We start from the raw sequence: 20,399 nt of genomic DNA, 5'->3' as shown, positions 1-20,399 counted from the left end.
CGTCCCGAGGCTAGGCCTTGACGCGCCGGGGTTTGCGGTCCAGCCAGAGCTGCGCGCCGATGAGCGCGACGGTCCAGCTGACCCACGCCGCGATGGAGGCGACGGACTGCATGAACGCGACCTCGCTGCCGCCGAACGTCGTGGGGATCTGGGGTTCCAGGAAGATGATCGCCAACGGTGAGATGAGGCGGTTGAGGATGATGGACATCGTCAGCGCGAAGCTGCGGACCATCCACCGCCGGTGGTCACCGAAGCGGCGCTCGCGGGCGGCGCGGTAGCCGGCCCAGGTGGTGCCGAGCCAGATGACCGCCAGCAGCACGTCGCTCGCTCGCGTGGCGGGCCCGAAGGGGCTCGCGGCACCGATCGTGAGGGCCATGACCCCCGAGGGCAACACGCCGCCGAAGACGTAGGCGCGGCCGGCGTACCGGTGGAGCACCGGGAAGCGCCGGCGGACCCACGGCCAGATCTGCACGACCGCGCAGAGCATCGCGATCGAGCCGAACACCACGTGGCCCACGAGGAACCAGTAGTGCGCGCCGAACCCGGCGGGCGCGGGCACCCGCGACTGCGCCGGGTCCAGCGCCAGGTACGGCGGCAGCGAGTACGCCAGGAACGCCACCACGACCAGCCCCAGCACGCCGATCCAGGGCCGGCGCTTGCGCCGCGGCCGCCCCGCCGGCGGGTGCTCCACTCGCGGTGGTCGCAGGTCCGTCGCCGTCATCGCCACTCTCCCTCGCTCGTCCGGTGCTTACGAACGTAGGTCTGTGCGGGGCGCCCCCGACATGGTGTGGACCGGCGTCCCCGGGGTGGGGGCAGCCTTACCCTCGGCCGGGTGGTTCGGTGATCTTCGCTGGTCAGGGGAAGCTCACGTGCGCCGCGACCCACCAGCCCAACAGAAACCGGCGCCGCGCCCAGAGGCGCGACGAACCGCCACCCAGCGCACCCCCAAACCCGCCCGCGAACCGAGCCCGGCTGGCGTCGAACTCGGCCACTCGGGACCGCGCATCAGGTCAAGGCACAGCTCGCGTGCGCCACCACCCACCAACCCAACGGAAACCGGCACCACACCCGACACGCGAAAACCAAACCCCACCCAGCAAACCCGTCCGCGTAACGAGCCCCACCCACCCCGGGCTGGCACCGAGCCCGGTGACTCCCGACCGCCCGTCCAGTCAGGCGTAGCTCGCCTGCGCCGCGGCCACCCGCCGGCAACCGGCACCGCTCCGGGAGGCGCGACGAACCAAACGCCACCCAGCGAGCCAGTCCGCGAACAGTGCCCCGCCAACCCCCGGCCTGCCGTCGAACTCGGTGAATCGTGGCCGCGCATCAGGTCAGGCATAGCTCGCGTGCGCCGCAACCACCCGCCGGAAACGGCACCGCTCCGGGAGGCGCGACGAACCAAACGCCACCCAGCGAACCCGCCCGCGAACAGAGCCCACCCAACCCCCGGCCTGCCGTCGAACCCGGTGACTCCTGGCCGCACATCAGGTCAGGCGTAGCTCGCCTGCGCCGCGGCCACCCGCCGGCAACCGGCACCGTTCCGGGAGGCGCGACGAACCAAACGCCACCCAGCGAACCCGCCCGCGAACAGAGCCCATCCACCCCGGGCCGGCGTCGAGCCCGGTGACGCCTGACTGCCGTCCGGTCAGGCGAAGCTCGCGTGCGCAGCAACCACCCGCCAGCCCGACGGCGAGCGGTGCCACGTGCGCGTGTACCGCAGGCGAGCGGCGAAAGGCGCGCCGTTCAGCGACCCCTCGAGCCGGCCGAGGAACCAGGTGACGCCGGTGGGGCCGTCGGTGAAGATCGCGAGTTCCTCTTCCACCAGGGAGGTCAGCGTCTGGCTGCCGGAGCGGTGGGCGGCGAGGTCGTCGGCCTTCGTGGCGACCGATTCGCCGAAGGTGAAGCGCAGGCGGTCGTCCAGGAGTTGGTCCAGTGCGGCCACGTCGCTGGTGAGCTGGGCGGTCTGGAGGCGGTGTTCGGCGTCGATGAGAGTCTTGTCCACGCAGCCATGGTGGCCCCGTGAACCGCACGGCAACACGATGTTCGCCCAAAGCCGAAGGGCGCCCGCGGGCAAAGCGGGCACCCTTTGGATCCAACCTCCCCGGGGTGGTCAGGAACCGCGGACGCGGCGGACCGTGTCGCGGTAGAACAGGCCGCTCTGCTTGATCGTGCGGGCCTGCGTTTCGTAGTCGACGCGGATCAGGCCGAAGCGTTTGGCGTAGCCGTAGGCCCATTCGAAGTTGTCCATCAGCGACCACGCGAAGTAGCCGCGGATGTCGACGCCCTCGAGCCGTGCGGCGGCGACCGCGGCCAGGTGCGAAGCGAAGTAGGCCGTGCGACCCTCGTCGGCGACGAAGCCGTCGGCGTCGGGCTCGTCGTCGAACGCGGAGCCGTTTTCCGTGACGTAGATGGGCAAACCGGGGTAGTCGCGGCCCAGGCGGGTGAGCAGTTCGGTGAACTTGCCCGGCAGGATCTCCCAGCCCATGGCGGTCGTCGGTTCGCCGAACGGGACGGCGCGCTGCACGGGGAAGCCGTCTTCGCCCGTGGTGCGGCCCTGTTCGTCGACGCCGGAGTACTGCTGGCCGAAGTAGTAGTTCACGCCCAGGAAGTCCAGCGGCGTCGAGATGATCTCGAGGTCACCGTCCTCGATGGGCAGTGCCGTCCCCCGCACCGCCAGGTCCGCGACGACGTCGGCCGGGTACTGACCGCGCACCAGCGGGTCGAGGTAGATGCGCACGCCCATGCCGTCGGCGTTGCGCGCGGCCTCGCGGTCGAGCTCGCTGCCGGTGGCCGGGTCGGAGGTGCCCATGTTGAGCGTGATGCCGAACTGCGTGCCCTCCAGCGCGGCCTCGCGCATGCGCTGCGTCGCCAGGCCGTGGCCGAGCAGCAGGTGGTGGATCGCCTTCACGCCCGCGGCGAAATCACGCCGGCCCGGGGCCATCACGCCGTGCACGTAACCGTGCATCGCGGAGCACCACGGCTCGTTCAGCGTCGTCCAGTGGCGCACGCGGTCGGACAGCCGGTCGAACACCAGCATCGCGTAATCGGCGAAGCGGTACGCCGTGTCGCGCGCCGGCCAGCCGCCCGCGTCCTCGAGCTCCTGCGGCAGATCCCAGTGGTACAGCGTGAGCCACGGCGTGAGGTCCTTGGCCAGCAGCTCGTCCACGAGCCGGTCGTAGAACCCGAGGCCCGGCTCGTTCACACCGCCCTTGCCGCGCGGCTGGACCCGCGGCCACGCCACGGAAAACCGGTACGTGTCGGCGCCGAGCTCCTTGACGAGCGCGACGTCCGAGGGCATCCGGTGGTAGTGGTCGCACGCGACGTCGCCGTTGTCGTTGTTGTCGATCGCCCACGGCACGCGGCAGAACGTGTCCCAGATGGACGGAGTCCGGCCATCTTCCTCCACCGCGCCTTCGATCTGGTACGCGGCGGTCGCCACGCCCCACCGGAAGTCCGGCGGCAGCGAGTCGATCAGCGCCTGCTGCTCGCGGGTCGCAGCGTTGGTCTCGGTCAACGGATCTCCTTCTCTACGACGTGACGGCGGCGGCTGAGGCGGCCGGGTGCAGCCAGCACGCGACGGTTCGCGCGGGCTCGTCACGATCGGCGGGCACGCCCAGCACCGGCACCTCCGAGGTGCACCGGTCGAACGCCTGCGGGCAGCGCGGCGCGAACGCACACCCGACCGGCAGCGACCGCGGGTCGGGCGGCGAACCGGGGATGCCGCTGAGCTCTCGGCGCGGGCCGCGCAGGGCGGGGAACGAGTGCAGCAGGCCGTCGCTGTAGGGGTGCAGCGCGTCGCGGTACAGGTCGACGCCACGGGCCTGCTCCACGATCCGGCCGCCGTACATGATGGCGATCCGGTCGGAGAACTCCACCAGCAGCGACAGGTCGTGCGTGATGAACACGACGGAGAAGCCCAGCCGCTCGCGCAGTTCCACGAGCTGAGCCAGGATCTGGCGCTGCATCACCACGTCGAGCGCCGTCGTCGGCTCGTCCATGATCACGACCCGCGGTTCCAGGGCGAGCGCCATCGCGATCATCACGCGCTGGCGCATGCCGCCCGAGAGCTGGTGCGGGTACGCGTCGAGCCGGTCGGCCGCGATGCCCACCAGGTGCAGCAGCTCACGCGCCCGCGCGAGCCGCGAGGCCTTGGTGCTGCGCGGTTCGTGGGCCTTGATCACGTCCACCAGCTGCGTGGACACCTTGTGCACCGGGTTGAGCGAGTTCATCGCGCCCTGGAACACGATCGACGTCTCGGCCCAGCGGAAGTCGCGCAGCTGCTTGGGTGTCAGCTTCAGCACGTCGTACGGCTCGCCGTCGACCGGGTGGTAGACCACGCTGCCGCCGCGGATCACCCCGGGCGGCGGCAGCAGCCGGGTCAGCCCGTAGGCCAAAGTGGACTTCCCGCTGCCGCTCTCCCCGGCCAGGCCGAGCACTTCGCCGCGGTGCAGCGTGAGGTGCACGTCCTGCACCGCGTGCACGGCTTCGGCGCCGAGGCCGTAGTCGACGTCGAGGCCCTTGATCTCGAGTACGGGTTCGCTCATTGTTTCTCCCGGCCGAGCACGGGCGTGAAGCCGACGCGCAGGCGCACTGTCTTGCCCTCGGCGTTCTTCGCCTTGGTCTTGCCGCTCGAACGCAACCGCGGGCTCACGAATTCGTCGATGCCGAAGTTGAGCAGCGAGAGCGCGGTGCCGAGGATCGCGATCGCGAGCCCCGCCGGCACGAACCACCACCACGCGCCCTGCGCCAGCGCCTGCTGGCTCTGCGCCCAGAACAGGATCGTGCCCCAGTTCCACTCCGAGAAGCTGGAGACGCCGACGAACGCCAGCGTGATCTCCGACATCACGGCGAACACCACCGTGCCGACGAAGCTCGACGCGATCACCGCGGTGAGGTTAGGCAGGATCTCGAAGAAGATGATCCGGCCCGTCGACTCACCGCTCGCCCGCGCCGCTTCGACGTATTCCCGCCGCCGCAACGAAAGCGTCTGCGCGCGCAGCACGCGCGCGCCCCACGCCCACGACGTGAGGCCGATGATCACGGCCACCAGGTAGTCGCCGCCGCTGGGTAGCGCCGTGCCGATGATGATGATCAGCGGCAGCGCCGGGATCACGAGGAACACGTTGGACAGTGCGGACAGGCCTTCACCCGGCGTGCCACCGAGGTAGCCGGACGTGACACCGACGATCACGGCCAGGATCGTCGCCACGATGCCGGCGGTGAAGCCCACGAGCATCACGCTGCGCGTGCCGACGACGACCTGGCTGAAGATGTCCTGTCCGAGGTGCGTGGTGCCGAACCAGTGCTTGCCCGACGGCGCTTCGAGCAGGTCGTTGCTGCGCGCCGACGGGTCGAACGGCGCGATCCACGGCCCGATGATCGCGATCACCACGAAGAAGCCCAGCACCACGAGCCCGGTGAGCGTTTTGCCGCCGGTGAGGAACCGGAAGCGACGACGCTTGGCGGCGGGGCCGGCGACGGCGTCGGCCGGCAGCGGCTCGGGGGCCACGGCTTTGAGGTCTGCTGCGGGCAGCGCCACGGCTCAGCCCTCCTTCCGGGTGCGCGGGTCGAGCACGAGGTACGCGACGTCGGCGAGCAGGTTCGCCGCCAGCACCGAGAGCGTGATGATGAGGAAGATGCCCTGCATCAACGGGTAGTCCTGCGAGCCGACGGCCTGGAACAGCTCGTAACCCACACCCGGGTAGGAGAACACGATCTCCACGAGCAGCGTGCCACCGACGATGAAACCCAGCGCCAGCGCGAAACCGGAGACGCTCGGCAGTAGCGCGTTGCGGGCCGCGTAGCTGACCATCACGCGGCGTTCCTTGAGCCCCTTGGCGTGCGCGACGGTGATGTAGTCCTCCGAAGCGACGGTGACCATCATGTTGCGCATGCCGAGGATCCAGCTGCCCATCGAGCTGATCAGGATCGTGATCGCCGGCAGCAGGCTGTGCTGGATCGCGCTGCCGACGAAGTCGCCGCCCCACCCGGGCACCAGGCCCGGGTCGTAGCCGCCCGAGGCGGGGAAGAAGCTGTCCGGGCCGGCCAGCAGCGTGATCGCGATGAGGCCGAGCCAGAAGTACGGGATGGACGACAGGAACGTCGTCACCGGAAGCAGACCGTCCACCCAGGACCCGCGCTTCCACCCGGCGACGACCCCGAGCCCGGTGCCGATCAGGAAGCCCACCACCGTGGTGAACCCGACGAGGATGATCGTCCACGGCAGACTGTCGCCGATCACCTCGCTCACGGGCGAGGGGAAGAACGTGAACGACAGCCCGAGGTCGCCGCGGAAGAGCTGGCCCCAGTAGTGGAAGTACTGGGTGAGCAGGCTCTCGTTCTTGTCGAGCCCGAACAGGACGTACAGCGACTGGATGGCGTCGGCGCTCAGCGTGCCCTGGTTCTTCGTGATGAGCGACTGCACCGGGTCGCCCGGGATCAGCCGCGGGATGAAGAAGTTGATCGTGACGGCGGCCCACGCGGTGAAGACGTAGAACGCGAGGCGCTGGAGCAGGTACCTCACTCGCTCACCGCCGGGTCGTAGAGCCAGCACGCGGCCCAGTGGTCCGAGGCGTCCTCGACGGTGAACCGCGGCGGCAAGTCGGTCTTGCACCGCTCCATCGCGACGGGACAGCGCGGGTGGAACCGGCAGCCCGGCGGCGGCGCGATCAGGCTCGGCGGCTCACCAGAGCCCTTCTCCTTTGGCGCCTCACCGGGTTCGGCCGCGGTGCCGGGGTCGAGCCGGTCGGGGTCGGGTGCGGACTCGATGAGCAGCTGCGTGTACGGGTGCGCCGGGTGCTGCGTCACGGTCTCGGAATCGCCGCCTTCGACCATGCGCCCGGCGTACATCACCAGCGTCTCGTCGGCGAAGTAGCGCGCCGACGCGATGTCGTGCGTGATGTAGAGGATCGCCAGGTGCAGGCGTTCCTTCAGGTCCCGCAACAGGTTCAGCACACCCAGCCGGATGGAGACGTCCAACATGGACACCGGCTCGTCGGCCAGCAGCGCCTCCGGATCGGCACCGAGCGCCCGGGCGATCGCGACGCGCTGGCGCTGGCCGCCCGAGAGCTCGTGGGGGAACTTGTCGACGTAGCGCTCCGGCGGGGTCAGCTGCACCCGTGTGAGCAGTTCGTGCAGCGCCCGCTCGAGGTCTTCGGCGGTGCGCCCCGCGCGGCCGTGGATCTTCAGCGCGCGCGTGAGGTGGTAGCGCACGGTGTGCACGGGGTTCAGCGAGGCGAACGGGTCCTGGAAGATCATCTGGACCTGTCGCCAGTACGCCCGGAAAGCCTGGCCGCCCTTGACGGTCACCGATCTTCCGTGCAGGCGGATGTCACCGCCGGTGCGCGGGTAGAGGTGGGCGAGCAGGCGCGCGACGGTCGACTTGCCCGAACCGGACTCGCCCACGAGCGCCGTCACACGCCCGCGTCGCAGCACGAGGTCGACGTCGTCGACCGCCTGGACGCTGCGGCGCCCCTTCGTGAGCACCTCGCGCCCGCGCTTGCGCACGGGGAAGTGCTTGGTCAGCCCGGAGGCCTCGAGCACGACGGTGTCCGACGTGTCCGAGGCCCCGGGGTCGATCCCGCCGGCCCGGGAGGCCACCTCCGGTGCGGAGGCGGCTTCCCGGGTGGCGACTGCGTTGTCCTCGGCCATTCGTCAGGCCGCGGGCTTCAGGTGCAGGACGATGTCCAGCGCGTTGCGCAGGGTCGGCTGCGCCGGGCCGTACGGGTTGGCTTCATCGGGCCAGCCCGTCCAGTTCTTCGTGCTGTACTCGCCGCCGGAGTTGGCGGCCATGAGCGGCACCATCGGCTGCTGGTCGATCATGATCTGCTGCAGCTTGGCCATCGCGGTGGCGCGGCTGGCGTCGTCGGCGGCGTTGGCGTAGGTCGCCAGCGCCTGCGTGGCCTCGTCGTTCTTGTAGCGGCCGTAGTTGCCGTTGATGCCGCCCTGGCCGGTCGGCTTGTAGCGGTTGCCGTCCATCACGTCGCGGTACATGTCGTACGGCGTGGCACCGTCGTTCGTCCAGTGCAGCACGCCCTCGAAATCACCGGTGTCGACGGACTTGGTCCACGCGTCCTGGTTCATCTTCTCGACCGTGGCGGTGATGCCGATCTGCGCCAGGTTGTCCTTGATGATCTCGAGGTCGGTGATGTAGTCCGACCAGCCCGAGGGCACGGTGAGCTTGATGTTCACCGGCTTGCCCGTCGGGTCGACGAGCTGGTTGCCGGTGAACTTGAAACCCGCACCCGTGAGCAGCGACTTGGCGCCCGGCACGTCGACCTTCACGGTCTGGCCCTTGTACTGCGGCGCGATGAACGAATCGCCCGCCGGCGTCGGGATGCCGGTGACCTGGTCGTCCTTCGGGTAGAAGTAGCCGGCCTCGCCCTGGTTGAAGATGTCGTCGCGGTTGACGACCTTACTGATCGCCTGACGCAGCTTCGGGTTGTTCCACGGCGCCTTCTCGGTGTTGAACCACAGGCCGTGCACCGCGAGCTGGGCCGGGAACCACAGCTTGTAGTGCTGTGGGTCCTTGTTCACGTAGACGGTCTTGTAGTTCGGGATGAAGGTGAAGCTCCACTCGGCCGCACCGCTGGTGAGGGCCGCGACCTGCGCGTTGTTGTCGGTGTAGGAGGTGTAGCGGATTTCCTTGACCTTCGGCGCTTCCTGCCAGTAGCCGGTGCGCTGCGTGACGGTGATCGTCTGCGGCGTGAACGACTTGAGCGTGTACGGGCCCGTGCCCACCGGGTTCTTCACGGTGTCGGTGGACGGGTCCTTGATCTGCGACCAGATGTGCTTGGGCACCACGATGGTCTGCAGGATCTTGACCTGGTTCACGAACTGCGAGGTGTCGAAGCCGAGGGTGACCTGGTTCCCGCTCGCGGAGATGTCCTTGTACGGGACCGAGTCGATGTTCAGCGCCTTGTTGTCGCGCAGGAGCTGGAAGGTGTAGGCCACGTCGTCGCCGGTCATCGGCGTACCGTCGGAGAACTTGACGCCGTCGCGAATGGTCAGGACCAGTTTCTTGTAGTTGTCCGACCAGTCCCACTTCGTGGCGAGCCAAGGCTTCCCGGGCTCCTGCGGCTTGACGCGGTTGAGCATCACGAGGGGTTCGTAGATCACGTAGCGGTACCCGAGCGACGCGGCCGCCGAGGTCTCCAGGAACGGGTTGTTGTTGTCGGGCTGCGGGCCGTTCGGCATGCCGACGTTCAGCACGGCCGCGGCGTTGCCGCCACCCGCGCTGCTCGAGCCGCCTCCGCAGGCCGCGAGCACCGCGGCTGCTACCACGGCAACGAGCGCTGCGACGACGGAGCGCTTCACTCGCATTCGTCCTCCTAGGTCCTGGTGCTACGGGTTCGACCGCGCTCGGCGAAGAAGCTGAGTGCTCGGTCCGGCCGCGCGACAGGTGGAGTCAACCCGGGTGACTCGGGTCACGTCAATAACACGGCGGTAACATTTTGTGCCTAAGTTTAAGTACTGAAAGAAAGGCTCACGCTGGGTGTTCGACCGTCGATCTCCTTGCGCGGCAAGGAGATTCAGCCGGCTGAACGCCCACCGGACGCCAGCAGCGCGGCGACCGGCAACGTGGCCGCCCCGAGCGCCACTGCCTCCGGGCCCAGCTGCCCCAGCTGGACCTCGGTCGCCTCGGCCAGGTACCCGAGCGCGTGCCGGGCCGCGGCGTCCCGCACGTGCGGCAGGATCGCCTGTCCCATGATCGCTCCCGCCGAGCCTGCCAGCACAACCCGGTCCGGCGCCAGGAGGTTGACGAGATTCGCGATGCCGATGCCGAGGTATTCACCGACGACGGCGAGGGTTGCCGCAGCTGGACCAGACCACTCGGCCGGTCCCGGCGGCGTGGGGTCGCAGGGGGTGCCGAACGGGGTTCCGCCGGCCGCGGCGGGCCGCGAGGCGGTCTCGGCACACCCCGGCCTCCGGTCGGCGGCGCCCGCTCCGCCCGCAGCGGCGGCATCGGATTCATCGGGTGGGGCGCCCAGGTGTGCGGCTCCGGTCGCGCGGCGCGCCCTCGGACCGGCGCCGACGGCGGCCGTGCCGGGCGGCCCGGCGGTCGTGCCGGCTTCGGCGGCAGCTTCGGCCGCGGCGCGGCGTGAGCTCGGGTCGGCGTGGCCCGCTCCGCCCGCAGCAGCGGTTTCGGCCGCGGCGGTTTCGGCCTCGGCGAGCGCGACGATCTCCGCCAGGCGGCGTTCGGTGTCCGTGGCCGCGAGCGGGGCGGCGCCGGGCGTCTCGAGGTAGCGGCGGATCACGGCTTCGGTGCCGACGTACGCCTCGAGGCAGCCGTGAGAACCACAGCGGCAGGGGGCGCCCGCGGCGCGCACGACGGTGTGGCCCCACTCCGTGGTGGTGATGCCGGGGAACGTGCCGCGGCCCGTGGCGAAGGCCGCGCCGACGCCGACGCCCAGGAGGGCGATCACCGCGCGTTGCGCACCGCGGCCGGCGCCGCGCCACATCTCGGCCTGGCCGAGGGTGCGGGCGCGGTTGTCGAGGTGCAGGGGCGTGTCCGGCGGCAGCGGGACGCTCGCCCGCAGCAGGTCCGCGAACGGCACGCCGGCCCAGCCGAGCGTGGGGGCGTGGACGATGCCACCGTCACGCACCGCGCCCGGCACGCCCACGCCGACGCCCAGAACGCGATCGCCGCCGGCCGCGAGGACCTCGGCGACGCCGGCGCGCGCGAGTTCCACGACCTGCGCCGGATCGAGGCCGGCGAGGGGGTGGCGCACGGTGGCGAGCGTGCCGAGCGCCCAGTCGAAGAGCCCGGCGCGCACGTGCGTCTCGCCCACGTCGACGCCCACCACCTGGCCGAACTCGGGCCTGACGCGCAAGAGCGTGCGCGGCCTGCCACCATCGGACTCGACGGACCCGGCCTCGGCGACCACCCCGTCGCCGATGAGCTCCGCGACCACGTTCGTCACGGTCGCGGGGCTGAGCCCGGACTCGGCGACGAGCTCGAGCCGGCTGACCGGGCCACGCAGGTAGAGCGACGACAGGAGCGCCGCGCGGTTGTGCCGCCTCAGGTCACGGGTCGTCTGCCGGAGCACCCTCGTCACCTGGCGGATTCTGCCAGACGCCCATACGTTCGGGACTTAGTTCACTAGTTAATACATGGCCACAACTTACGGTGATCAGGCATCCTGGTGCTGGGAGAGTTCGAGGCCAGATGGGTGTCACATGGCGACCAAGCGCACCACCGTCCGCGATCTGCGGCGGCACAACCGTTCCCTGCTGCTGTCGAAACTGTACTTCGACGGCCCGCTTTCGCGGCACGAACTGAGCCAGCTCACGGGCTTGTCCGCCGCGACGGTCAGCAACGTGACGGCCGAGCTCGGCGAGGAGCGGCTCATCACCGAGGCCGGTCTGGTCGAATCGGACGGCGGACGGCCGCGGGTGCTGCTGCGCGTGGACCCGGCCTACGGGCACGTCGCGGGGGTCGACATCGGCGAGACGGGCGTGCGCGTGGAGCTGTTCGACCTCGCGATGCGGCGGCTGGCCACCGTGGAGCACGAGCTGTCGCCCGCGCACACCGAACCGCGCACGGTCGTGGCGGCTGTCGTGTCCGGCCTGCGCGAGGTGATCGCGTCCGCGGAGGCCGAGGAGTCCGCTGTGCTCGGTGTGGGCGTCGGCGTGCCCGGCGTGGTCGAGCAGGGCGAACGCGTGCTGGTGCACGCCCCCACCATCGGCTGGGACTCCGTGCCCCTGGCCGACGAACTGCGCGACGCCGGCCTCGACCTGCCCGTGTTCATCGACAACGGCGCCAAGACGCAGGGCCAGGCCGAAATGTGGTTCGGCGCCGGCCGCGGCGCGCGCCACGCCGTGATCGTGCTCATCGGCTCCGGCGTCGGCGCCGCCGTCATCGCAGACGGCGCCACCTACCGCGGCTCCACCTCCAGCGCCGGCGAATGGGGCCACACCACCATCGTCTACGGCGGACAGCCCTGCCGCTGCGGCTCCCACGGCTGCCTCGAGGCCTACATCGGCGCCGAGGCCGTGTTGTCGCGCTACCGCCGCGCCCGCGGCAAGGCCGTCCCCGGCGAAACGGAACAGGACCAGTTCGCCGCCCTGCTGGCATCCGCCGACCGCTCCAAAACGGCCCAGAAAGTCCTCGAAGAAACCGCCGGCTACCTCGGCGCCGGCATCGCCAACCTGATCAACCTCTTCAACCCCGAACGCATCGTCCTCGGCGGCTGGGCCGGCCTGGCACTGGGCGAACGCCTGTTGCCACTGATCCGGTCGACGGCCTCAGCTCATGCCCTGCGCCATCCGTTCGGCGAGACCACGATCCAACTCGGGCAGCTGGGCCTCGACGCAGTGGCGACGGGCGCCGCCACGTTGCCCGTCGCGGACCTGCTGGAACAGGGCTCCGACCCCCGCCTCCAGACGAAGACACCCACCCCACACATCGGCTCCGGCGCAGCCTGACCCCCAGGCGCGTACGCCACCACGCAACGCAAGGGACCCACGCAGACACCCCTGCACCCGGCACCTCGACCGGCGACGCACCACGCGCATACGCAACCCCCGCCCGACCACCCACCGGAGTGCACCCAGCCCCGGCACGGCACCTCGACCGGCAGCGCACCACACAAGTACACAACCGCCGCCCAACCACCCACCGAGGATGCACCCACCCCCCGGCACTTCGAACAGGCGCCGCACCACACGCATACGCAACCGCCGCCCAACCACCCACCAGAGGATGCGCCCAGCCCTGCCCCTGCCCCCCGATCCGAAGCTCCTCTACGGCCGGCGACCCCGTGTCAAGGCACGCTTTCCCGCCTTGACACGGGGTCACCGGCCGTTAGCACACTCAAGCTTCGGGGGGCTTACGCCACGCAACACGCCCCCGCGCAGGACCGCATCACCACCACAGACCAGCCGCAACACGCCCCCGCGAGGGCCCGCATCCCCACCACAGACCAACCGCAGCCGCCCCGGCACAGGACCACATCCCCACCACCCACCCACCGGAACACACCCTACGAGGCCCCACCGCCAACAACTCCCCTCCCTTTCTTCCAGTCGAAAAAATTCCCTCCCCCACCCATTGCCGCAATGGTCCGGACCATGCATACTTCTCTTACTTTGTTGCCAGGCACAACAAAGTAGCCCGATTCGCCCGACCTCGACCCCAAAACCGCCCCGAATCCCCCGCCTTGCCGCCCGCCTGCGGTCCACCTCCGGAGTGGACACGAAGCGCCCGGCCGAGAACCGCACGGCCCCACCGTGCCTTCCTCCGCCCACCCCGCGTTTTCGTCCTGCGGTCCCCCTGCCACGCGCAGAATCCGCGACCCCTCCGCCAGAAGAGGTGACAACGATGTTCATCTCCCTCTCCCAGAGACGATTTCTGAGACGCTCCCGCTGGGCCGGGCTCTTCGCGGCCGCCGCCCTCCTCACCACCGTCTTCCAAGCCACCCCCGCCGTCCTCGCACCCCCCGAAGCCGCCGCCGCAGCCAGCTTCACCGACGACTTCAACGGCTCCGCCGGCAGCCCCGCCGACGGTTCCAAGTGGAACTACGAGACCGGCGACAACGTCAACAACCACGAACGGCAGTACTACACGTCCGGCACCAACAACGCGGCGCTCGACGGCCAGGGGCACCTGGTGATCACCGCGAAGCGCGAGAACCCGGGCAACTACAACTGCTGGTACGGCCGCTGCGAGTACACGTCCGCGCGGCTCAACACGTCCGGCAAGTTCAGCCAGGCCTACGGCCACTTCGAGACCCGCATGAAGCTCCCGCGCGGCCAGGGCATGTGGCCGGCGTTCTGGATGCTCGGCGGCGGCAACTGGCCGGCCGACGGCGAGATCGACGTGATGGAGAACGTCGGGTTCGAGCCCAACACCGTGCACGGCACGATCCACGGGCCGGGCTACTCCGGCTCCGGCGGCATCGGTGCCGGCTACAGCGGGCCGAACTTCTCCGACGACTTCCACACCTACGCCGTGGACTGGTCGCCCAACAAGATCGTGTGGTCGGTCGACGGGAACGTCTACCAGACCCGCACGCCGGCGGACCTGGGCGGCAACCGCTGGGTCTACGACCACAACTTCTTCATCATCATGAACCTCGCCGTCGGCGGTTACTGGCCCGGCGATCCCAACAGCAGCACGCAGTTCCCGCAGCAGCTCGTCGTCGACTACGTGCACGTGACCACCGGCACCGGCGGCACCACGCCGCCGAGCGGGCGCACCGGGCAGATCACCGGCATCGGTGGCAAGTGCGTCGACGTCGCGGGCGCCAACAGCGCCAACGGCACCCCGATCCAGATCACCGACTGCAACGGCAACGCCGCGCAGAGCTGGACCGTCGGCAGTGACGGAACCCTGCGCGCGCTGGGCAAGTGCATGGACGTGACGGCGGCGGGCACCGCGGACGGCACCCCCGTGCAGCTCTACGACTGCAACGGCACCGGCGCCCAGCAGTGGGTGGTCACCGCGGCCCACGACATCGTGAACCCGGCCGCGAACAAGTGCCTCGACGCCACGGGGAACAGCTCGGCCAACGGCACCCGCCTGCAGATCTGGACCTGCACCGGGTCCGAACCAGAAGTGGACCGCGCCCTGATCCCGTAACCGAAAGCTGCCGCGCGGGGCCACTCGCCTCCTCTTCCTCCTCCGGTGGTCCCGCGCGGTGTTCCACCTCCCCTGGACGTACCCCCAGCGTCCGGGTGTGCGCTCCCGACCGGAGCGCGCACCCGGAGCCCCGGATCCCCACCGGTCCGCCTCCACCCGCGAGGCACCGCCGGGGCTCACCCGCGCCCACCCCACTGGATCCCCCGGTCCCCACCGGCCTCTCCCCCTTTCCCCCCAAGGAGATTCCCCGTGCGGCGGTTCTTCGTCGCGCTGGCAGGGTGTGCCCTGCTAGCGCTCTCCCTCCTCTCCGGTACCACGGCAACGGCAGCTCCGGCGGCACCCGCCGCCGCCCCCACCGCGGCGCAGCTGCTCGCGAAAACGACCTCGTGCCAGCAGATCTCGAACGGTAAGTACAGCTACGACGAGGGTGGCGCGGCCACGGTGCCCGTGTGCCAGTCGGGTAGCGCCGTGTTCTTCAAGGCCGACATGGACATCGACTGCGACGGCCAGCGCACGAGCCAGTGCAACGAGAACACCGACTGCTGCTTCTACCCCGACACGGCGTTCCACACCTCCGGCGACCAGCCCCTGAACGCGGCCCAGCTCCCGTACGTCGTGCTCCCGCAGCCGACGTCCACTTGGGACTACCGCAACTACGGCATCGACGGCGGCTCCGTGGTCGCCGTCATCTACAACAACAAAGTCACGTACGCGGTGGTCGGGGACACCGGCCCGACGAGCATCATCGGTGAAGCGTCCTACGCCACGGCCGTGAGCCTCGGCATCGACCCCGACCCGAGCACGGGCGGCACCGAGGGCCCGGTCACCTACGTCGTGTTCCCGAACCGCGTGAACCCCATCGAGAACCACAGCACCGCGGTGAGCGTCGGCGAATCCGCGGCGGGCCAGTGGATCGGCGGCGGCCAGAGCGACCCGCCGACCGGCGGCGGCACGGGCCCGATCACCGGGCTCGGCGGCAAGTGCGTCGACGTCGCGGCGGCCAACAGCGCCAACGGCACCGCCGTGCAGCTCTACGACTGCAACGGCACCACCGCGCAGCAGTGGACCGTCTCCGGTGACGGCACGATCCGCGCGCTGGGCAAGTGCCTGGACGTCACGGGCGCCGGCACCACCAACGGCACGAAGGTGCAGATCTACGATTGCAACGGCACCGCCGCCCAGCACTGGACGGCGAACTCGTCGGGCCAGCTCGTGAACGCGGGCTCGGGCAAGTGCCTCGACGCGACGGACAACAGCTCCGCCAACGGCACCCGCCTGCAGATCTGGACCTGCACCACCGGCGCGAACCAGAAGTGGACGGTGCCGAGCGCATGAGGAAACGCCACCTGCTCCCGCTCCTCAGCGCGGCGGCCCTCGCGGCGTCCGCATTGTCCACAGTGGCTGCTCCCATCGCCCAGGCTGCCAACGAGACCGTGAACGTCTGGCTCACCACGACCGACGACTCGCGTGGCGTGAACGTGACCCGCGGCCTGCAGCAGCAGCCGTCGATCGCGTTCTCCGCCGGCACGGGCAGCGGCCAGCAGACGATCAACGTCAACGAGAACACCACCTACCAGCAGTTCGAAGGCGGCGGCGCGTCGTTCACCGACACCGCGGCGTGGCTGATGAACTCCTCCGGCGCACTGTCGGCGAGCACCCGAAACTCACTGATGCAGAAGCTGTTCGACCCCAACAGCGGGATCGGGCTGAGCTTCCTGCGCAACCCCATCGGTGCGTCGGACCTCGCCCGCTTCAGCTACACGTTCGACGACATGCCGGCCGGGCAGACCGACCCCGGGCTCACGCACTTCTCCATCGCCCACGACCAGGCCGACGTGCTGCCGCTGACGCAGCAGGCCAAGCAGCTCAACCCGCAGCTGAAGATCATGGCGTCGCCGTGGAGCGCGCCGCCGTGGATGAAGGACAACGACAGCTACAACCTCGGCTGGGTCGAATCGCAGTACTACGGCGCCTACGCCCAGTACTTCGTGAAGTACCTGCAGGCCTACCGCAGCGCTGGCGTGCCGATCGACTACCTGTCCGTGTCGAACGAACCCACCTGCTGCAGCGGCTACCCGTCCACGAACTGGAACGGCTCGGGCCTGGCCTACTTCACGAAGAACAACCTGCTGCCGGCGCTGCACGCCGCGGGCCTGCCCACGAAGGTCCTCGCGCTCGACTGGAACTGGGACCAGTACCAGGCCTACGCGGCGCCCACGATGGACGACGCGTCGATCCGCACCGACCCCAACTTCGGCGGCATGGCCTGGCACGGTTACGGCGGCAACGTTGCCACGCAGACCACCGTGCACAACCAGTACCCGAACGTGAACGCGTACTCGACCGAGCACTCCGGCGGCACCTGGATCGCCAACCAGCAGGCCGAGGACATGAACAACATCATCGACTACACCCGCAACTGGAGCCGCTCGGTCACCAAGTGGAGCCTCGCGGTGGACCAGAACATGGGCCCGCACAACGGCGGCTGCGGCACCTGCACCGGGCTCATCACCGTCCACAACGGAGATTCGCGCAGCGGGCAGGTCGACTACACCGTCGAGTACTACACGATGGGCCACCTCACCAAGTTCGTGAAGCCCGGCGCGGTGCGGATCGACTCGAACGACGGTTCGGCGGTGAGGAACGTCGCTTGGAAGAACCCCGACGGGTCCAAGGCGCTGATCGCGTACAACTCGGGCACGGGCAACCAGAGCGTGCGCGTGAACTGGGGCGGCCAGTCCTTCACCTACACCCTGCCGGGCCACACGTCGGCGACGTTCACGTGGAACGGCACGCAGGCCGGCGGCGGCACCCAGCCGCCGACCGGGCGCACGGGCCAGATCACGGGCCTCGCCGGCAAGTGCCTCGACGTCGCCGGCGCGAACACCGCCAACGGCACCGCCGTGGACCTCTACGACTGCAACGGCACGAACGCGCAGCAGTGGACCGTCTCCGGTGACGGCACGATCCGCGCGCTGGGCAAATGTCTCGACGTGACCGCCGCGTCCACAGCGGACGGTGCGAAGGTCCAGCTGTACGACTGCAACGGCACCGGCGCGCAGCAGTGGGTGGCCAACTCCGCCCACGACATCGTGAACACCGCTGCGAACAAGTGCCTCGACGTCACCGGCAACACCTCGGCCAACGGCACCCGCACGCAGATCTGGACGTGCACCGGCGCGGCCAACCAGAAGTGGACCGCTCCCTGACCCCCAGGAGTTCTCCGATGAGAAGACGAATCCTCGCGGCGATCGGCGGCCTGCTCGCCGCCTCCGCCGTCACCCTGATCCCGGCGAGCGCGCAAGCGGCGACCGGGCAGATCACCGGCATCGGCGGCAAATGCGTCGACGTCGCCGGCGCGAGCAGCGCCAACGGCACCGCGGTGCAGCTCTACGGCTGCAACGGCACGACGGCCCAGCAGTGGAACGTGGGCTCTGACGGCACGATCCGAGCCCTCGGCAAGTGCCTTGACGTGACCGCGGCGTCCACAGCGGACGGTGCCAAAGTCCAGCTGTACGACTGCAACGGCACCGCCGCCCAGCAGTGGGTCGTCACCGCGGCCCACGACATCGTGAACCCGGCCGCGAACAAGTGCCTCGACGCCACGGGCCAGAGCTCGGCCGACGGCACGCGCCTGCAGATCTGGACCTGCACCGGCACCGCCAACCAGAAGTGGACCGCGCCCTCGGGCGGCGGCGACACCACGCCACCGCCGTCGGCCGGCGCGATGGCCGTGGCGCCGTACCTCTACAACGGCTGGGGTTCCCCGCCGAGCCCGACCACGATCATGAACGCGACGGGCGTGAAGTGGTTCACGCTGGCGTTCGTGCTGTCCAACGGTTACTGCAACCCGCAGTGGGACGGCGCGCGCCCGCTGACCGGCGGCGTGGACCAGGGCACGATCAACACCGTGCGCGGCGCGGGCGGCGACGTCATCCCGTCGTTCGGCGGCTACAGCGGCAACAAGCTCGAGTCGTCGTGCGGCAGCGCGGGTGAACTCGCGGCGGCGTACCAGAAGGTGATCAACGCCTACGGCCTCAAGGCGATCGACATCGACATCGAGGCCGACGCCTACAGCAACCCGACGGTGCAGCAGCGCACCGTCGACGCGCTGAAGACCGTGCGCGCCAACAACGCAGGCATCAAGATCTACGTCACGTTCGGCACCGGCACCAACGGCCCGGACTCGAGTCTGGTCAACCGCGCGGCGCAGTCCGGGCTCACCGCGGACGGCTGGGTCATCATGCCGTTCGACTTCGGCGGCGCCGGGCAGGACATGGGCACGCTCACGCTGCGCGCGGCCGAAGGCCTCAAGAACGTGGTGAAGAACGCCTACGGCTACAGCGACGACACCGCCTACCGCCACATGGGTATCTCGTCCATGAACGGCATCACGGACCAGAACGAGACGGTGACGGTGGCCGACTTCACGACCATCCTGGGCTACGCCGACCAGCACCACCTGGCCCGGCTCACGTTCTGGTCGGCCAACCGCGACCGGCCCTGCACCGGTGGCCCGGCCGACAGCTGCTCGAAGATCTCGCAGCAGCCGTGGGACTACACCAAGGTGTTCGCCCGCTACGCCGGCTGACGCCGCAGACACCGGAAAAAGACAACGGCGAACCGTGATCTCCCCCCGGGGATCACGGTTCGCCGCTGTTCCACCATCTCCACCATCTCCCGGCCGCGTACCCCGGATCGGGTCCTGGGGGCGACCATCCCGATCCGGCCGGGCGAAGGGGCCGACGTCCCGTCTGGGGGTTCCGGGACCTGGGCGGCCTTCGCGTCACGCGGCCTGACGAAAACGTTAACGAGGCAACGGCGATCTTCACACCACGTGGACGGCGGACGGCCCGAACGTGCACCGGCGGCTGCCCGTCCGCGCGACCAGCGGTGATGTAAGCAGGCGCTTCATCCGGTTTACGACGGAAGTAGGCGCGAAACTGCGCCGCACCCGCGCAAGAAACGACAAACGTTTTCCGTGGCGCAGCACACATCCCGCGTGCGGTCACGGCGATTTTCGTGGCCACGGCACGGATCCCGCCTCAGCGATGTGTCCCGTGTGGAGCACCGGGGCGCGTCAGGCGCCGGCGGCTTCGGCCGATCGCTCGGAGTACGCCTCGACGAGCTGAGCTTCGGCGTCGTCGAGGTAAGCGCCGAGGAGCTTTTCCGTCCCCGCGCCGTCGCCTTCGGCCAGCGGGCCGAGGATCTCGTGGTTGCGCGGCAAGTAGCGCTCGTGGAACCGGCGCGGGTCGGCCATCACGTGGAACACCAGGCGCAGTTCGGCCGTGAGCCCCTGCATCAGCTCGACGATGCGCTCGCTGCCGGTGAGCCCGACCAGCTCGCTGTGGAACCTGATGTTGGCGGTGCCGAGGTCCTGCCAGCGCCCGCCGGCCGCGGCGGCGTCACCGTCCGCGACCGTGGCGGCGATCCGGTCGAAGGACGCCGGCCGCTCGGTGATCCCGCGGACCGCGGCGCACTCGACGAGCTTGCGCACGCGGTAGATGTCACGCACGTCGTCGACGGTCGGCACGCGCACGAACACGCCGCGGTTGAGCTCGTGGGTGAGCAGCCGCTCGTGCGTGAGCAGGCGGAACGACTCGCGCAGGGTGTTGCGCGAGACGCCGAGCGCGGTGCCGATGTCCTGCTCGGACAGGCGCCCGCCGGGCAGGAAGAAGCCCTCGGCGATGCGCGTGCGCAGCACGCCCGCGACCCGCTCCGCGGTGCTCGTGCGGCTCAGCAGGCCCCGGTCGGCTTCGAGCCCCAGCCGGCTCTGGTCGGTGTCCACGTCGCCCAGCGTAGCCGGACGGATGAGAAC

Annotated in this window: 14 protein-coding genes and 1 pseudogene; 5 read left to right on the top strand and 10 right to left on the bottom strand. The window is 69.9% G+C overall.

Annotation, left to right across the window (positions count from 1 at the left end):
- Window positions 1-10: 10 nt before the first annotated feature.
- The 9 genes from ACIA77_RS15135 to ACIA77_RS15095 all read right to left on the bottom strand — a co-directional run bounded on the left by ACIA77_RS15135 (window position 11) and on the right by ACIA77_RS15095 (window position 11,057).
- On the bottom strand, window positions 11-721 hold the full coding sequence (locus ACIA77_RS15135) for a DUF2306 domain-containing protein (RefSeq protein WP_395886451.1): 711 nt from the start codon (window positions 719-721) through the stop codon (window positions 11-13).
- 924 nt (window positions 722-1,645) lie between these two features.
- Complete coding sequence (locus ACIA77_RS15130; RefSeq protein ID WP_395886450.1) at window positions 1,646-2,002, bottom strand: nuclear transport factor 2 family protein; 357 nt, start codon at window positions 2,000-2,002, stop codon at window positions 1,646-1,648.
- Between the two features lie 108 nt (window positions 2,003-2,110).
- Window positions 2,111-3,514, bottom strand: a complete 1,404-nt coding sequence (locus tag ACIA77_RS15125; protein WP_395886449.1) for a GH1 family beta-glucosidase — start codon at window positions 3,512-3,514, stop codon at window positions 2,111-2,113.
- A gap of 13 nt (window positions 3,515-3,527) precedes the next feature.
- Window positions 3,528-4,544 (bottom strand): ABC transporter ATP-binding protein, encoded by a 1,017-nt coding sequence (locus tag ACIA77_RS15120; protein WP_395886448.1) that lies wholly within the window; start codon window positions 4,542-4,544, stop codon window positions 3,528-3,530.
- The gene (locus ACIA77_RS15115; RefSeq protein ID WP_395886447.1) at window positions 4,541-5,539 is read right to left on the bottom strand and encodes an ABC transporter permease; all 999 of its coding nucleotides are present in this window, start codon (window positions 5,537-5,539) and stop codon (window positions 4,541-4,543) included. The genes ACIA77_RS15120 and ACIA77_RS15115 overlap by 4 nt, the downstream gene beginning before the upstream one ends.
- A 3-nt stretch (window positions 5,540-5,542) precedes the next feature.
- A complete protein-coding gene (locus ACIA77_RS15110) occupies window positions 5,543-6,523 on the bottom strand; it encodes an ABC transporter permease (protein WP_395886446.1) in 981 nt (326 codons plus the stop codon).
- Window positions 6,520-7,650, bottom strand: coding sequence for an ABC transporter ATP-binding protein (locus tag ACIA77_RS15105; RefSeq protein WP_395886445.1), 1,131 nt, complete (start codon window positions 7,648-7,650; stop codon window positions 6,520-6,522). The genes ACIA77_RS15110 and ACIA77_RS15105 overlap by 4 nt, the downstream gene beginning before the upstream one ends.
- Before the next feature lie 3 nt (window positions 7,651-7,653).
- The gene (locus ACIA77_RS15100; protein ID WP_395886444.1) at window positions 7,654-9,321 is read right to left on the bottom strand and encodes an ABC transporter substrate-binding protein; all 1,668 of its coding nucleotides are present in this window, start codon (window positions 9,319-9,321) and stop codon (window positions 7,654-7,656) included.
- A 209-nt stretch (window positions 9,322-9,530) separates the two neighbouring features.
- Complete coding sequence (locus ACIA77_RS15095; RefSeq protein ID WP_395886442.1) at window positions 9,531-11,057, bottom strand: ROK family protein; 1,527 nt, start codon at window positions 11,055-11,057, stop codon at window positions 9,531-9,533.
- A gap of 121 nt (window positions 11,058-11,178) precedes the next feature.
- On the opposite strand from ACIA77_RS15095, the gene ACIA77_RS15090 reads away from it, so the two are divergent.
- The 5 genes and pseudogenes from ACIA77_RS15090 to ACIA77_RS15070 all read left to right on the top strand — a co-directional run bounded on the left by ACIA77_RS15090 (window position 11,179) and on the right by ACIA77_RS15070 (window position 19,172).
- Window positions 11,179-12,426 carry an ROK family protein gene (locus ACIA77_RS15090; protein ID WP_395886441.1) on the top strand — a complete coding sequence of 416 codons (1,248 nt, stop codon included), beginning with the start codon at window positions 11,179-11,181 and terminating at the stop codon, window positions 12,424-12,426.
- A gap of 895 nt (window positions 12,427-13,321) precedes the next feature.
- Window positions 13,322-14,573 (top strand): annotated as a pseudogene (locus ACIA77_RS15085) (family 16 glycosylhydrolase).
- 257 nt (window positions 14,574-14,830) lie between these two features.
- Window positions 14,831-15,916 (top strand): ricin-type beta-trefoil lectin domain protein, encoded by a 1,086-nt coding sequence (locus tag ACIA77_RS15080; RefSeq protein ID WP_395886440.1) that lies wholly within the window; start codon window positions 14,831-14,833, stop codon window positions 15,914-15,916.
- A complete protein-coding gene (locus ACIA77_RS15075) occupies window positions 15,913-17,790 on the top strand; it encodes a ricin-type beta-trefoil lectin domain protein (RefSeq protein WP_395886439.1) in 1,878 nt (625 codons plus the stop codon). The genes ACIA77_RS15080 and ACIA77_RS15075 overlap by 4 nt, the downstream gene beginning before the upstream one ends.
- Before the next feature lie 17 nt (window positions 17,791-17,807).
- Window positions 17,808-19,172 (top strand): ricin-type beta-trefoil lectin domain protein, encoded by a 1,365-nt coding sequence (locus ACIA77_RS15070; RefSeq protein ID WP_395886438.1) that lies wholly within the window; start codon window positions 17,808-17,810, stop codon window positions 19,170-19,172.
- 489 nt (window positions 19,173-19,661) lie between these two features.
- Here ACIA77_RS15070 and ACIA77_RS15065 read toward each other — a convergent pair whose 3' ends face one another.
- Window positions 19,662-20,369 (bottom strand): GntR family transcriptional regulator, encoded by a 708-nt coding sequence (locus tag ACIA77_RS15065; protein ID WP_395886437.1) that lies wholly within the window; start codon window positions 20,367-20,369, stop codon window positions 19,662-19,664.
- Between the last annotated feature and the right edge of the window lie 30 nt (window positions 20,370-20,399).

The sequence above is a fragment of the Amycolatopsis sp. NPDC051903 genome (assembly GCF_044452505.1).
Taxonomy (GTDB): domain Bacteria; phylum Actinomycetota; class Actinomycetes; order Mycobacteriales; family Pseudonocardiaceae; genus Amycolatopsis.
Note: the sequence above shows the minus strand (reverse complement) of the source record. Positions and strands in the feature narration are given on the sequence as shown.

What these genes read in the sequence shown, in the direction of transcription:
- ACIA77_RS15120 (WP_395886448.1), bottom strand. Translation starts at nt 4,544, where the DNA reads ATGAGCGAACCCGTACTCGAGATCAAGGGCCTCGACGTCGACTACGGC.
- ACIA77_RS15070 (WP_395886438.1), top strand. Translation starts at nt 17,808, where the DNA reads ATGAGAAGACGAATCCTCGCGGCGATCGGCGGCCTGCTCGCCGCCTCC.
- ACIA77_RS15075 (WP_395886439.1), top strand. Translation starts at nt 15,913, where the DNA reads ATGAGGAAACGCCACCTGCTCCCGCTCCTCAGCGCGGCGGCCCTCGCG.
- ACIA77_RS15135 (WP_395886451.1), bottom strand. Translation starts at nt 721, where the DNA reads ATGACGGCGACGGACCTGCGACCACCGCGAGTGGAGCACCCGCCGGCG.
- ACIA77_RS15100 (WP_395886444.1), bottom strand. Translation starts at nt 9,321, where the DNA reads ATGCGAGTGAAGCGCTCCGTCGTCGCAGCGCTCGTTGCCGTGGTAGCA.
- ACIA77_RS15105 (WP_395886445.1), bottom strand. Translation starts at nt 7,650, where the DNA reads ATGGCCGAGGACAACGCAGTCGCCACCCGGGAAGCCGCCTCCGCACCG.
- ACIA77_RS15090 (WP_395886441.1), top strand. Translation starts at nt 11,179, where the DNA reads ATGGCGACCAAGCGCACCACCGTCCGCGATCTGCGGCGGCACAACCGT.